The organism is Thiofilum flexile DSM 14609, assembly GCF_000380185.1.
Classification (GTDB): domain Bacteria; phylum Pseudomonadota; class Gammaproteobacteria; order Thiotrichales; family Thiotrichaceae; genus Thiofilum; species Thiofilum flexile.
The window spans coordinates 33,269-46,722 of record NZ_KB904750.1; the positions used below are offsets into that span (position 1 = coordinate 33,269).

The 13,454-nt window shown below is 43.9% G+C and carries 15 protein-coding genes; 10 read left to right on the top strand and 5 right to left on the bottom strand.

Annotated elements, in window-relative coordinates; genetic code table 11:
* Positions 1-94: 94 nt before the first annotated feature.
* Together A3IK_RS0103750 and A3IK_RS0103755 are read left to right on the top strand one after the other, a co-directional pair.
* Positions 95-409 (top strand): BolA family protein, encoded by a 315-nt coding sequence (locus A3IK_RS0103750; protein WP_020558637.1) that lies wholly within the window; start codon positions 95-97, stop codon positions 407-409.
* Complete coding sequence (locus tag A3IK_RS0103755; protein ID WP_020558638.1) at positions 402-590, top strand: hypothetical protein; 189 nt, start codon at positions 402-404, stop codon at positions 588-590. Before A3IK_RS0103750 ends, A3IK_RS0103755 begins: the two co-directional genes overlap by 8 nt.
* Positions 591-646: 56 nt before the next feature.
* Here the strand turns inward: A3IK_RS0103755 and A3IK_RS20085 are convergent, their stop codons facing one another.
* Together A3IK_RS20085 and A3IK_RS0103765 are read right to left on the bottom strand one after the other, a co-directional pair.
* Positions 647-1,138, bottom strand: coding sequence for an LGFP repeat-containing protein (locus A3IK_RS20085; protein WP_020558639.1), 492 nt, complete (start codon positions 1,136-1,138; stop codon positions 647-649).
* Positions 1,139-1,630: 492 nt separating this feature from the next.
* Entirely contained in the window at positions 1,631-2,569 is a 939-nt protein-coding gene (locus A3IK_RS0103765; RefSeq protein WP_020558640.1) for a histone deacetylase family protein, read from the bottom strand.
* 99 nt (positions 2,570-2,668) lie between these two features.
* On the opposite strand from A3IK_RS0103765, the gene A3IK_RS0103770 reads away from it, so the two are divergent.
* From A3IK_RS0103770 to A3IK_RS0103790, 5 genes are all read left to right on the top strand, one after another.
* Positions 2,669-5,371, top strand: coding sequence for a bifunctional acetate--CoA ligase family protein/GNAT family N-acetyltransferase (locus A3IK_RS0103770; RefSeq protein WP_020558641.1), 2,703 nt, complete (start codon positions 2,669-2,671; stop codon positions 5,369-5,371).
* Positions 5,372-5,382: 11 nt separating this feature from the next.
* Positions 5,383-5,991 carry a 2OG-Fe(II) oxygenase gene (locus A3IK_RS0103775; RefSeq protein WP_020558642.1) on the top strand — a complete coding sequence of 203 codons (609 nt, stop codon included), beginning with the start codon at positions 5,383-5,385 and terminating at the stop codon, positions 5,989-5,991.
* Between the two features lie 84 nt (positions 5,992-6,075).
* A complete protein-coding gene (locus tag A3IK_RS0103780) occupies positions 6,076-7,620 on the top strand; it encodes an ATP-binding protein (RefSeq protein ID WP_020558643.1) in 1,545 nt (514 codons plus the stop codon).
* 33 nt (positions 7,621-7,653) lie between these two features.
* The gene (locus tag A3IK_RS0103785; RefSeq protein WP_020558644.1) at positions 7,654-7,857 is read left to right on the top strand and encodes a SlyX family protein; all 204 of its coding nucleotides are present in this window, start codon (positions 7,654-7,656) and stop codon (positions 7,855-7,857) included.
* Between the two features lie 12 nt (positions 7,858-7,869).
* A complete protein-coding gene (locus A3IK_RS0103790; RefSeq protein WP_020558645.1) occupies positions 7,870-8,556 on the top strand; it encodes a class I SAM-dependent methyltransferase in 687 nt (228 codons plus the stop codon).
* On the opposite strand, the gene A3IK_RS0103795 is transcribed toward A3IK_RS0103790, so the two are convergent.
* Positions 8,534-9,046 (bottom strand): hypothetical protein, encoded by a 513-nt coding sequence (locus A3IK_RS0103795; RefSeq protein WP_020558646.1) that lies wholly within the window; start codon positions 9,044-9,046, stop codon positions 8,534-8,536. The genes A3IK_RS0103790 and A3IK_RS0103795 overlap by 23 nt on opposite strands.
* Positions 9,047-9,073: 27 nt before the next feature.
* On the opposite strand from A3IK_RS0103795, the gene A3IK_RS0103800 reads away from it, so the two are divergent.
* On the top strand, positions 9,074-9,457 hold the full coding sequence (locus A3IK_RS0103800) for a DUF423 domain-containing protein (RefSeq protein ID WP_020558647.1): 384 nt from the start codon (positions 9,074-9,076) through the stop codon (positions 9,455-9,457).
* Between the two features lie 150 nt (positions 9,458-9,607).
* Complete coding sequence (locus tag A3IK_RS18435; RefSeq protein ID WP_020558648.1) at positions 9,608-10,378, top strand: metallophosphoesterase; 771 nt, start codon at positions 9,608-9,610, stop codon at positions 10,376-10,378.
* Between the two features lie 25 nt (positions 10,379-10,403).
* Here the strand turns inward: A3IK_RS18435 and A3IK_RS0103810 are convergent, their stop codons facing one another.
* Both A3IK_RS0103810 and A3IK_RS0103815 read right to left on the bottom strand, forming a co-directional pair.
* Positions 10,404-10,910 carry a Fe-S cluster assembly transcription factor gene (locus tag A3IK_RS0103810; RefSeq protein WP_020558649.1) on the bottom strand — a complete coding sequence of 169 codons (507 nt, stop codon included), beginning with the start codon at positions 10,908-10,910 and terminating at the stop codon, positions 10,404-10,406.
* 389 nt (positions 10,911-11,299) lie between these two features.
* Positions 11,300-11,809, bottom strand: a complete 510-nt coding sequence (locus tag A3IK_RS0103815; protein WP_020558650.1) for a DUF1249 domain-containing protein — start codon at positions 11,807-11,809, stop codon at positions 11,300-11,302.
* On the opposite strand from A3IK_RS0103815, the gene A3IK_RS0103820 reads away from it, so the two are divergent.
* A complete protein-coding gene (locus A3IK_RS0103820) occupies positions 11,802-13,439 on the top strand; it encodes an alpha-D-glucose phosphate-specific phosphoglucomutase (protein ID WP_020558651.1) in 1,638 nt (545 codons plus the stop codon). The two genes, A3IK_RS0103815 and A3IK_RS0103820, sit on opposite strands and share 8 nt — an antisense overlap.
* The last annotated feature ends 15 nt before the right edge of the window (positions 13,440-13,454 follow it).

A 13,454-nucleotide genomic window follows, 5' to 3' on the forward strand; every position in this document is an offset into this window, starting at 1 on the left:
TCCCTATCTCCCTGAAGGAAGAGGTTTCAACCTAAGAGAAATTTGATGAAATATACGCACTATTTGTTGATATGCAAGCTTTCAGAGGTTCATTATGCACATCCAAACTCAGATTGAGGCAACCTTACAAGCGACTTTCGCCCCCGACTTTTTGCAGGTTGAAAATGAAAGTCACCTGCATAATGTCCCTCAAGGCTCGGAATCACATTTTAAAGTTACCTTAGTCAGTGAGCGATTTACAGGCAAGACGTTAGTCTCTCGACACCGACTTGTCAATCAAGCCTTAAGTATAGAGCTTTCACAAATTCATGCCTTAGCGCTGCATACCCTGACACCAGAGGAGTATTTTGCCCGCGCGGGCAAGGTGGCGGATTCGCCATTATGTATGGGAGGTGCTAAACATGGGTGAAGTACTGCCTTTTCGCCGCAAAGGCATTGATGCCGCTCAAGGTGAGGGGCTAATGCTCTGCCAAAGTAAATTCCATAAATGGGAAATTGTGCAAGAAAAACAATTTGATGTACGCTTGGGCAAATTAATTACTTTATACAAATGTAAACGTTGCGGCGTCACGAAAACTGAGGCTCGTTAAAATAAAAGCCCCAAAGTTTGATACTTTGGGGCTTTTATTTTAGCTAAGATTTGCTTTTAGTGGGCTAATAAAATATTAGAATTATGTGAATAAGAACAATGACACCATCTTTTAGTATCCGCACAATATGAGATGCGACCGCATTGAAAATCCATCATATAGGTTTTGCCATCTGGGGCTTCATACTCATCCGATATTGGATAACCTAATAGACTCTTTTCTCCGCCTAAAGAAAGCCATTTTTCCAAAATAACCCCATGTACCCCATGAGCACCGGTATATCTAGTCCAATAGATACGCCCGCCCTGAAACTGCACAAAGGCTCCCTCGCCATCCGAGCATTGGATAGTGGTTTCTATCGTTTCTATGGGTTCTCCTAATAAGCCTGCCTCACCATCTAGGCCACACCATTTGGTATATACTTCTTGGTGAATTATTGAGAAATCCACCGTCGTTTTCTCATTTGCAGAGAAAATGGTGTTGATCTCATCACTAAAACCTTTAAAAAACTCTAGCTTTGAATTATTAAAAACTTGATCGTAAAACATAATATCTCCTCCCCCCTATTGAAAAATAACAACAAGACCTTATTATTATAGAAATAAATAATAGCTATCTAGAGTTTAAAAATATATTTAACACAAGCATCAAAGGGTCTACAGTATCTCAGGATTTATCTTATTATTGAGTGTAACTGTATGACTATGTATGTAAAAAATTAGAAGCTAAAACCGTAATACTTAAAGCGAATATTCATGCACCATTCAGTTAATATTACGTTCATGATTATAATAGCTATATTTTTAGTAATTTTCAATGATTTTTAATTAATCCCCATCACGCAATTAAAATTATCTTTATTAATAGCTAAAAATTAATCACTTTTTGTTTCCATCGTTAATTAAATTTCATTATTAATATAAATAGTTAACTTGTTGATTTTGCTATATTACAATAAGAAATTAGGCTTATATGCTACAAAGCGGCATTTCTGCCGCTAAACTGTCTCCAGAAACATGAAATTACTGTCTGTCAGATATTTAATAGCCTGTATATTCTGCCATACAGCGCACATGTTCAGTCACACTACGCCCTAGCGAGGAAAGCTCATAGCCCCCCTCTAAACAAGAAACCACTCGCCCCTCGGCATAGCGTTGAGCAATATTACATAGGGATTTAGTGATCCATACATAATCAGCCTCTACTAAATTAAAGTCCCCCATATCATCTTCCATATGGGAGTCAAATCCGGCTGAAATTAATATTAATTGCGGTTTAAATTCCTCTAAAGCCGGTAGCCAACGCTCATACACTGCCGAACGCCATTGGGGGGATTTCGTACCTTTAGGTAGAGGTAAATTAATCACATGCGCCACATCGGTATCGGCACCTTTATAGGGGTAATAAGGGTGTTGGAACGAGGAGCAGAATAAAATACGCGGATCATCTTTTGCCACGGCCTCCGTACCATCCCCATGATGGACGTCAAAATCAATAATCGCGACCCGCTCTAGCCCATAGTGATCTAAGGCATGTTTAGCCGCTACGGCGATATTATTAAAGATGCAAAAGCCTGAGGAGTGATCGGGATAGGCATGGTGTCCAGGGGGACGAATCGCACAAAAGGTATGCCGATGCTTACCTGCCATGACTAAGTCCACCGCTTGAATAGCCGCACCGGCGGCATGACGCGCCGCACTTAAGGTATGTTTATTCATGGCAGTATCGCCGTCTAAATTAATCAACTCGTCATTTTGTGGTGCTATACTACGCACCTTAGCTAAATATTCTGCTGTATGAACCCGCTCTAATTGTGACCAGTCGGCTTCTGGCGCATCATAATGATGACAAACCCAGTCCACACCGGAGGCAATAAGGCGATTATTAATAGCACCCAAACGCTCTGCACATTCGGGATGGAGGCTGTTTCCATTATCGTGTAACTCACAGCTAGGATGGGTAATCAACGCGATCGTCATAGTCCTTTACACTCCTACTAGAAAAACATGTTGCAACGCACAAAATAAGGTATAATAAACCCTCTTTCGGTACTAAAAAATAACACAGAGGTCTCCATCATGGGACACCATTATCTCCACCAGCTTTTAGCCTCTCATACCGTAGCGGTATTCGGCGCTAGCGAGGAACCCCTTGCCATCGGCTCGATGGTGTTAACTAATCTTATTCAAGCACCTTTTAAAGGTAAGATTCTACCTATTAATCCTAACTGTGAAAAAGTACAGGAGCTAACCTGTTATCCAACACTTGATGCTGCCCTACAACAAAGTGGGCTGCATGTTGATTTAGCTGTTATAGCAACGCCTGCTGATACCGTGCCTAGCATTGTGGAACAATGCGGGGCGCATGGTGTTAAAGGCGCACTTATTTTATCGGGAGGTTTTAGCGAAACTACTCAAGGTAGACGCCTAGAGCAAAACTTTATGGAAGCCGCCCATCACTACAATATGCACATTATTGGCCCTAATTGTCTAGGGGTAATACGCCCTAGTCGTGGCTTAAATGTCACCTATAGTCGGAATCAGGCACGAGCGGGCAATTTAGCCCTCGTTTCTCAATCAAGTGCTATGTGTACTGCCATTTTGGATTGGGCTGAGCCACGTAAAATTGGCTTTTCCAATGTCATTACGCTCGGCGATGCAGCGGATGTCGATTTTGGGGATGCACTCGATTACCTAGCACTAGATCCTTTAACCGATAGCATTTTGCTCTATGTGGAAGGTATCCATCATGTGCGTAGCTTTATGAGTGGCTTACGGGCTGCCTCGCGCATGAAACCGGTGGTGGTGCTTAAAGCCGGACGTTATGAAGATGGTGCGCGGGCAGCGACTTCCCATACCGGAGCTTTAGTCGGACGGGATGATGCGTTTGATGCAGCATTAGATCGTGCAGGGGTGGTGCGAGTGAATACCATCACGCAATTATTTGCGGCGGCTGAAATTCTCGCCTCTGGCATGCGTGTACAGCAAAACCGTCTCGCTATTGTTTCCAATGGCGGAGGGCCTGGTGTCATGGCAACGGATCGCGCTGTAGAATTAGGCATTCGTCTCGCCCCCCTAGAGCCAAGCCTAATCACTGCCCTCAATAAAGTACTACCTAAACAATGGCCTCATAATAACCCCATTGATATATTAAGTGATGCCACACCAGAACGTTATGAAGCGGTATTAAAGCTCTGTCTGGCTAATGACTCTATTGATGGGGTGTTGGCGATGCTGACCCCTCAAGCGCTTACTGATCCGCGTGGTATTGCTGAAGTACTCGCACGTTTAAAAACAACCACCAAAAAACCTATTCTAGCCTGCTGGATGGGCGATGCTTTAGTCGCAGCCGGGCGTGAAGTATTATTCAATGCGGGTATTCCCCATTTTCAGGCACCTGAATCTGCTATTGAAGCCTTTTCCTACCTCACAACCTATCGTGAAAACCAGAAAATGCTCCTGCAAATGCCCCCGTCCGTTGACACCACACAACACGGTGACCCAGATATTATCGGTGCGCGACTCATTATTGAAAGCGTATTATCCGAAGGACGCAAAGTACTCTCCACCACCGAATCTCGCGCTATTTTAGCGGCCTTTCATATCCCCTGTTTGCCTACTATTCTAGCTCGTAGTGCAACCGAGGCCTTAGTGGTGGCAGAGTCAATCGGTTTTCCGGTGGCGATGAAAATCAGCTCCCCCGATATTATCCATAAATCGGATGTACACGGGGTACGCCTCAATATTTCTAGTGCTCAAGCAGTGCGTAGTGTCTATCAAGACTTAATCGATAGCGCCAAAAAACAACGCCCCGAAGCGCGTCTAGAGGGTGTCACTATTGAAAAAATGCACTCTAGTAAAACAGCGCGTGAATTAATGGTCGGGGTGGCACGTGATCCGGTGTTTGGGCCGGTGATTAGCTTTGGTACGGGCGGTACAACGGTTGAAATTCACCGCGATCATGCCGTCGCACTCCCACCACTGAATGAATACATTATTCGTAAAACCATCGGGCGTACTCGTATTGCGCGTCTATTGGGTGAATTCCGCCATATGCCAGCGATTAAATGCGAGGCATTAATTACCGTATTGCTGCGTGTTTCGGAAATGGTGAGTGAATTACCTGAAATTATGGAAATGGACATTAACCCCCTACTCGCGGATGAGCATGGTGTAATGGCGGTGGATGCGCGTTTTGTAGTAGGCTATCCCTCTGGTGCAGGACGGAAATATAGTCATATGGCAATACATCCCTATCCTATTGATCTGGTGCGTAAACTACAATTAGCCGATGGCACCGATGTGGTGATTCGCCCGATTCGCCCTGAAGATGCGGAAATGGAACAGGAATTCGTCCGTAATCTATCGATGGAGTCGCGCTATATGCGCTTTATGCAGGCTTTACGCGAACTCACTCCCGAAATGCTCGTGCGTTTTACCCAAATTGACTATGACCGCGAGATGGCCTTTATCGCTCTCGCTCGGCAAAACGGTAAAGATGCTGAAGCGGGTGTGGCACGTTATGCGATTAATCCTGACAAAGTGAGCTGCGAGTTTGCGCTGGTGATTGCAGATGATTGGCAAGGGCGCGGCCTAGGCGGTCTATTAATGCGCTCTTTAATGGAATCGGCGCGGAGTAAGGGTTGTACGCTCATTATTGGCGAGGTGCTCGCTGATAATGGTAATATGATCCGTCTCATGACCCGTTTGGGCTTTGAAAAGTCACGCGTTGAAGAAGGTGTCGTCACTGTCACCAAACGTATTACGGATGATGCATTCTAAAGGAACTCGTTTTGCCTGATTACTCCACAACAATTGAAACGGTTGCGGATGCATTAGCCACACAAGGCTATTGCATCCTAGATCACGTTTTAGCTAACACGGTAAATGAGGCACTCTTAGGGCATTGCAAAAGTCTCGACCAAGCTCAGTTTAAACCAGCGGGCATTGGTCGAGCCACTCACCATCAGCATAATCAGCAAATCCGTACCGATCAGATTGTGTGGCAGGACTCTGATAATCCGCTACTTGCCGCCTATTTTGACTGGATTGAACAATTACGCTTAGGCTTAAATCGCGTCCTGTATTTAGGTTTATTTGATTATGAATGTCATTATGCCTATTACCCTGCGGGGGCTTTTTATCGCAAGCATATTGATGCCTTTAAAGCCCAACGTAATCGCATGGTCAGTACTATTTTATATTTAAATCCCGCTTGGTCAGCCGAAGCAGGTGGGAAACTCATTTTATATCATCCCGATGATAGCGGAGTATTAACCCGTATTGAGCCACTGTTTGGGCGCATGGTCATTTTTTTGAGCGAACAGTTTCCCCATGAAGTCGCTACCACAAGGCAAGAACGCTATAGTTTAACGGGTTGGTATCGGGTTAATAGAGGGTGAATGATCTTTATGCTAGTATCTAAATGATACTTTTATTTTCCTAGTATAAACATAATCCAGAACGATTATACTGAGATACCATAAATGACCCGAAAAAAGCTCCCCATTGGTATTCAAACCTTTAGCGTGATTCGTCAAGAAGGGTATTATTATGTTGATAAGACAGCACTAGCCTATCAACTTATTAATGAAGGTCGTTATTACTTTCTTTCTCGTCCGCGTCGATTTGGTAAAAGCCTATTTCTAGACACTCTCAAAGAGCTATTTGAAGGCAACGAACCCCTATTTCAAGGGCTAGCCGTACATGATAAATGGGACTGGTCAATTCAATATCCTGTATTACGCTTTAGTTTCGGCTTAGGTAATTTTTCAAACCCCGACTATTTATTTCAAAATCTCAGTGCCCAACTCGATCAACTAGAAACCCAATTTCACTTTCAGTCAGGCTACACTACCTGCCCCGAACGCTTACAAGCACTGATTCGTCATGTTCACCAGCAAGCAGGGCAATCCGTTATTATTCTGATTGATGAATATGACAAACCGATTTTAGATGCGCTAGATTACCCTGATATTGCCAAACAAAATCGTGATTTTTTACGTGGCTTTTATAGCACCCTTAAAGACTATGGTGCTTATATCCGATTCAGTTTTTTAACGGGGGTTAGTAAATTCTCTAAGGTCAGTTTATTTTCAGGGTTGAACAATCTCTACGATATTACCCTAGATAAAGAGTACTCTACGCTATGCGGCTACACGGATCACGATATTGACACGGTTTTTGCCGAAGAACTAGAAGGGCTAGATCGAGAGCAAATTCGCGATTGGTATAATGGTTACAATTGGCTAGGAGGTGGCGTTTATAATCCGTTTGATATTTTGCAGCTATTTAGACTGCGTGAATTTAGAAACTATTGGTTTGAAACAGGCACTCCCACCTTTTTAGTTAACCTACTCCTCAAGCGTAAAGTCACCTCAGTTCTATTAGATAACAGCATTAGCAGTGCTACCGTATTATCTAAGTTTGATGTAGATGATATAGAAACGGATGCACTATTATTTCAAGCAGGCTATTTAACCATTAAAAACACCCGTTGGGCCGGTGATAAGGAATTTTATACCTTAGGCTACCCTAATCAAGAAGTCTATCAGAGCCTTAATGAGATTTTACTATCAGCATGGGTGAAAAATCAAAAAGCGCAAGGGATTCAAACGCTACACTTATATGATTTATTAAAGGCAAATGATTTATTAGGCTTAAAGGCATTATTTCATAGTTTCTTTGCCAGTATCCCCTATCATTGGTATAGCAATAATGATATTCAAAACTATGAGGGCTATTATGCTAGTGTCTTTTACTCCTATTTTGCTTCGCTTGGTCTAAAAATCACCGTAGAGGATGCCACTAATCTAGGCCGTATTGATATGACGGTACAGTTTAATGAGAATATTTATTTATTTGAATTTAAAGTATTGGAAAATAGTAGCCCTGAAGCCGCTATGGAGCAGCTAAAAGCCAAACGTTATGCCGATAAATACCGCGCCCTGCAACAACCCATCTACTTGATCGCGGTGGAATTTAGTAAACTTTCACGCAATATTGAAGGTTTTGCCGTCGAGCAGGTATAGTAGCCCCCTTTTAAGAATGGGTGTTATATCACTATGGAACAACGCTTAGAGCGCTTAGAAATGCTCTTTATGGAGCAAGAGCAAACCTTAGATAGCTTAAGCGAGCAGGTCTATTTGCAACAAAAAGAAATCACTCAATTGCGCCTAGAGATTCATCAGCTCAAAGAACGTCTCAAGGGTTTCACTCCCTCTATTATCGCGAGTCCCGCTGAAGAAACACCGCCCCCGCATTATTAAGCTCCAGATGTTATGCGTTATCAATTAGTTCAAACGCCTGAGCGTCTAGAATTACACGACTTAGCAGACCCTCATATGGGAGCGGTCTATGTCGATTTTATTGGGGGTAAGGCGCAACATCGGCGGCAATTTGGCGGTGGCAAAGGGCAAGATATAGCCAAAGCGATAGGGCTTAATAAATATGCGCATCCTTATGTAGTAGATGCGACCGCAGGCCTTGGACGTGAAGCATTTGTGTTGGCGAGTTTAGGCTGTCAGCTTTTAATGCTAGAGCGTAATCCTATGGTATTTGCATTGCTAGCAGATGGTTTAAAACGCGCCCAAGCCTGTGAGGATGCCGATTTACTAGCCATTATACAGCGCATGACCTTAGCGCCTATTGCTGCACAAGACTGGTTACAGACGCTCACACCTGATGCCTATCCTGATGTGATTTATCTTGACCCTATGTTCCCTGAGCGACAAAAATCGGCCTTGGTACAAAAAGAAATGCGCTTTTTTCATAGCATTGTCGGCAATGATGACGATGATGCGGGCTTAGTGGAACTAGCGCGGCATAAGGCATTAAAGCGCGTGGTGGTTAAACGCCCCCAAAAAGCACCGTTATTGGGTAATAGCAAACCGGCTTTTGTGATTGGCGAAAAGGCAGCGATTCGTTTTGATGTGTATTTGCCCTTTATTTCCACGCCCCTAGGGTAATCTTGCCTTGGCTCACATAATGCGGCGGCACGGTTAAGGCAGGAATATTTAATGCGCTATTCAAAGGGCGTCCTGTGAGGTCATAGCTGGCTTGCGTACACGTATCGCGCAAGAATGACTGCCTGACCTCGGTAATTAAGGTTATTGGGCAACCGATCCCCGCACCTTTATTGAGATAGACAAAGTAAGCGGGATTATGCATTTGAGTGTCAGGCGCACGCGTATTAGCCTGATTTAAACTAGCTTGCATGGCCTCACTAAGGCGCAACACCCCTACTTCTTGTTGTCCCCAGCGGATGAGTTGTACTTTGCCCACCGGAGCGGTTAGCGGCACAGTGAGCTGTGAACTCGTCTCAAGCTCTGCAGTAGATTTGACCTCTGACGTGCTGATAAAACTGCGTAGCAATACACCGAGCAGCACTATTAGGCCAAATAACACCATGCCTTTCATCAGAACTCGATATAATTGACGCTTATCGATTGAACTCATGTTCACTATTACCTTGGAAAATGACAAATGCTCTCACAACATAAACCATCATTATGGTTATTCCTAGCGAGTTTATTGGGCTTATTAGCGGTGGTACTCGGTGCCTTTGGTGCTCATGGTTTAGAGAAGATCCTTGATCCTCAACTATTACAGCGTTATCACACCGGCGTAGAATATCAATTTTATCATAGCTTTGCTTTATTAGCGGTAGGGCTTTGGTTTAAGATTCAACCGACTAAGTTACTAGGTTATGCGGGTTTATTGTTTACTATAGGAATTATTTTATTTTCGGGTAGTCTATACCTATATGCTCTTAGTGGTGTTAAAGCCCTTGGCATGATCACCCCCATCGGTGGGATTGCTTTCATCGCTGGCTGGGCTGTGATGCTATATACGGCTTGGACCACTTAAGCTGGCTAGGCTGAGTTCAGATAAACGTTAAAACCCCCGCTTTTATCTGAGCCAACTCGCACTGAAGTACAGAGTTGCGATTAAATACCCTGATTCTAGAGACAGTTTTACTAATCTCTATTTTCTTTTAACCACTGGCGTTGCTGTTATATGCCCTATCAAGCCTTTAAATTTTTTAGTCGGAATAGTCGCGGACGCGATTTTGTCGTGGGTGATATTCACGGACATTTCGCGGCGTTAGAAAATTTATTACAACGGGTACAGTTTAATCCGTCAGTAGATCGGGTTTTTTCCGTTGGTGATATGATTGATCGCGGCCCTGAATCCCATCGTGTGATGGAGTTTCTCAACTACCCTTGGTTTCATGCCGTTATGGGCAACCATGAGCGTATGTTACTCGACTCTGCCCATGATATGACCGTCAAACAAAACTGGATTGAATATAATGGTGGCGCGTGGTGGCATAATATTCCTTCGCTCATAAAACCGCGTTTTCGCCGCACAATTGGCAATTTACCGATTGCTTTTGAAATTGATACCGAACTCGGACGCGTGGGGATAGTGCATGCGGATATTCCCCAAAGCTTTAATTGGCGGCAGTTTATTAATAATCTCAGTCTAGATGAGGCGGTGGTTGAATATGCCTTGTGGTCAAGACAACGCTTTAAGCAATTACAACTAATGGGGCGTACCTTGCCTATTAGTCAGATTGATTTAGTGATTTTTGGACATACTCCCGTTTCACGCGTCGTGCAACAGGCCAATGTCTATTACATTGATACGGGTGCTTGTTATCCACAAGATCCTGATTTAGGGCACCTAACCTTATTAGAGTTAGGGCGTGGCATTAAAGCGTATAGTATTGGTATTAAAGTACAGGATAGAACGGCTCCCTCAAGACAAATGGCATTAAGCCATTAGCACAGATCCTATCCTATACCTAAGCTCAATGCGCTGTGCTAGCGCGAGTAGTGGTACTGGTTGTGCGAGGCGGGAACATGGTTGCAATACGATTGGCAATCGTATCTTGACGTTGTGACACTTGGCGCACTTCGGGGCGACTCACAAAATTAGCCAGAGTTAACTCATCTAAGAATTTATATAACTGATCGCTTAAATCGGCCCATAACTGATGGGTTAAGCACTTTTCACCACCGTGGCAACCAGGGCCACCTTGACAACGAGTGGCATCAATTTTTTCATCCACCGCGTCAATAATTTGAGCAATCGTAATCTGATTCGCAGGACGTCCTAAACGGTATCCTCCTCCCGGACCACGAACACCCTCGACTAAACCTTCTTTACGTAATCTAGCAAACAATTGCTCTAAGTACGATAAAGAAATCCCTTGGCAATTAGAAATATCTGCTAGTGTCACGGGGCCTTTATGATCATGTAATGCCAAGTCAAGCATGGCAGTAACCGCGTATCGTCCTTTGGTGGAAAGTTTCATAACGCATTCCTAAAGTTAATCCTTACTATCATTAGAAAGGATTTGTGGGTTTTTATCCGAAAATCATTGTAATATTAACCTAGTATTTTAATCAACAATAATACTACATGCAGATGGTTAAAACTACATTAAATTCCACTGACTATTGACCATACCCATGGTGATGGTCACCAACTAATAACTAACCTACATACACTAGGGATCACCTTTGCTCATCCATAAGCTCATTACTCTATCCTTACTTATCTATACTGGGTGCTTTAAAAAAAACTAACTTTCTCGCTAATACTTATCTTACCTCTAGCGACACTACCGTAGAGGTTATACTGAAATCTCATAATTATATTATGATTTAATTATATATAAACTATATATCAATACCAAGAGGCTTACTTAGAGGTTAGCGCAAATTGATACTGATGGCGACGTAAATGTCGTATCCATTTGTATAAAAATCGATTCGTACGCCAACGGTATGCCAACATACTATCTGCCGTACCTCGTAAAAAAGACTGGGCTTTTAAACCATGGGTTTGCCCTACTACCTCCACTTGACGCGCATCATGATAGACCCTGAGATCTAAATCATAGGAGCGCCCCCCCTCATGATCCGAGCTAAAGCAATAGGTTAGGGTTAGGTTAGTGGTGTGTTTTGCACGGTCGGTAATGGTTAAAGCAACCGGGACATGCCCCACCACTTTAGCCAGTGCATATTCTGGCAAAGCCTCAAACTCCCCCAAGAGCAAACGTAGCTGAATATAGTTCAACTCATACATTTCCATTAATGCACCAAATGATTGCGGCACGGGCGGAAAAAGGGATTTACTTTGTTCTTTAAGTAGCATAATTTCTTCATCTACGTGACTGAGTAACAATAAGGTTTGCCCCTCTATGACCATTCAAACTATATCCACCACACCTTTTGATGATCAAAAACCCGGAACATCAGGATTAAGAAAAAGTGTTAAGCACTTTAAAAAACCCCATTACCTACAAAACTTCGTTCAAGCTATTTTTAATACCCTAGACACCGCGCTCATTCGCTCACGTTTAGTCTTAGGGGGAGACGGTCGCTATTTTAATCGTGAGGCTATCCAAATTATTTTGCGGATGGCAGCGGCTCATGGCGTTGCAGAAGTGATTGTAGGTCAAGGTGGTATTCTCTCTACTCCTGCTGCGTCTCATCTTATCCGTCAGTATAAAGCATTAGGGGGCATTATACTCTCAGCGAGTCATAATCCGGGCGGCCCTGAAGGCGATTTTGGCATAAAATTTAATGGTAGTAATGGCGGCCCTGCACCAGAATCGCTCACCGAAGCCTTCTATGAAGAAGCTTGTAAAATTACTCAGTATAAAATCGAAGATTTACAGCCCGTTCCACTAGATAAACTAGGCGACTATACCCTCGGACAAATGAAAGTACGGGTGATTGATCCGGTCGAAGATTACTCGGCTTTAATGCAGCAAATTTTTGATTTCGACAAAATTCGCGCCCTCATTCAATCCGATGGCTTTGCTATGCGCTTTGATGCCATGCATGCTGTAACAGGCCCTTATGCTACCCGTATTTTCGAGCAGGAATTAGGAGCTAAAGAAGGTACTGTGATGCATGGTCAACCCTTAGCAGACTTTGGGGGTGGTCATCCTGATCCTAATCAAGCACACGCCACTGAGCTCATGGAGCAGCTCTTCTCAGAACGTGGTATTGCCTTTGGTGCCGCCTCTGATGGAGACGGCGACCGCAATATGATTTTGGGTAATTATTTCTTTGTGACCCCTAGTGATAGCCTCGCGATTATTACCGCCAATGCTACTTTGATTCCCGCCTACCGCAACGGTATTAGTGGAGTCGCGCGTTCTATGCCCACGAGCCAAGCAGCCGATGTGGTCGCACAGAAATTAGGGATTGAATACTTTGAAACCCCGACCGGTTGGAAATTCTTTGGTAATTTACTTGATGCAGGGCGTATTACCTTCTGCGGCGAGGAAAGCTTTGGTACTAGCTCTAACCATGTGCGTGAAAAAGATGGTATTTGGGCGGTCTTATTCTGGCTCAATCTATTAGCAGAAAAACGCACCTCCGTAGAAAGCATTGTACGCGAGCATTGGGCTAAATTTGGGCGGCATTATTATATGCGCCATGACTATGAGGCGATTCCTACTCCAGCGGCTAATGCGGTCATGGATCATCTCAAAGCGAGTTTACCTAAACTGGCGGGTACTGAGGTGAGCGGTATGAAAATCTTAGCGGCAGATAATTTTTCTTATACCGACCCGATTGATAGTTCTGTTAGCTCCAATCAAGGGATTCGGATTCAATTTGAAGGTGGTTCACGTCTAGTCTTTCGCCTGTCCGGTACGGGTACTCAGGGGGCAACACTGCGGGTATACCTAGAGCGTTATGAGCCGGATGTGACTAAACATGACCTTGACCCAGTGGAAGCACTTGCCAATATTGCCAATGCCGCTCAAGCCTTAGCTCGGATTGAGGAGCTAACCGGACGCGCTAAACCGGATGTAGTGACCTAATACAATAAGGAAAAT

Coding starts and splice junctions, on each gene's coding strand:
- A3IK_RS0103750 (WP_020558637.1), top strand. CDS start 95: ATGCACATCCAAACTCAGATTGAGGCAACCTTACAAGCGACTTTCGCC.
- A3IK_RS0103755 (WP_020558638.1), top strand. CDS start 402: ATGGGTGAAGTACTGCCTTTTCGCCGCAAAGGCATTGATGCCGCTCAA.
- A3IK_RS20085 (WP_020558639.1), bottom strand. CDS start 1,138: ATGTTTTACGATCAAGTTTTTAATAATTCAAAGCTAGAGTTTTTTAAA.
- A3IK_RS0103765 (WP_020558640.1), bottom strand. CDS start 2,569: ATGACGATCGCGTTGATTACCCATCCTAGCTGTGAGTTACACGATAAT.
- A3IK_RS0103770 (WP_020558641.1), top strand. CDS start 2,669: ATGGGACACCATTATCTCCACCAGCTTTTAGCCTCTCATACCGTAGCG.
- A3IK_RS0103780 (WP_020558643.1), top strand. CDS start 6,076: ATGACCCGAAAAAAGCTCCCCATTGGTATTCAAACCTTTAGCGTGATT.
- A3IK_RS0103785 (WP_020558644.1), top strand. CDS start 7,654: ATGGAACAACGCTTAGAGCGCTTAGAAATGCTCTTTATGGAGCAAGAG.
- A3IK_RS0103790 (WP_020558645.1), top strand. CDS start 7,870: ATGCGTTATCAATTAGTTCAAACGCCTGAGCGTCTAGAATTACACGAC.
- A3IK_RS0103795 (WP_020558646.1), bottom strand. CDS start 9,046: ATGAGTTCAATCGATAAGCGTCAATTATATCGAGTTCTGATGAAAGGC.
- A3IK_RS0103800 (WP_020558647.1), top strand. CDS start 9,074: ATGCTCTCACAACATAAACCATCATTATGGTTATTCCTAGCGAGTTTA.
- A3IK_RS18435 (WP_020558648.1), top strand. CDS start 9,608: ATGCCCTATCAAGCCTTTAAATTTTTTAGTCGGAATAGTCGCGGACGC.
- A3IK_RS0103810 (WP_020558649.1), bottom strand. CDS start 10,910: ATGAAACTTTCCACCAAAGGACGATACGCGGTTACTGCCATGCTTGAC.
- A3IK_RS0103820 (WP_020558651.1), top strand. CDS start 11,802: ATGACCATTCAAACTATATCCACCACACCTTTTGATGATCAAAAACCC.
- A3IK_RS0103815 (WP_020558650.1), bottom strand. CDS start 11,809: ATGGTCATAGAGGGGCAAACCTTATTGTTACTCAGTCACGTAGATGAA.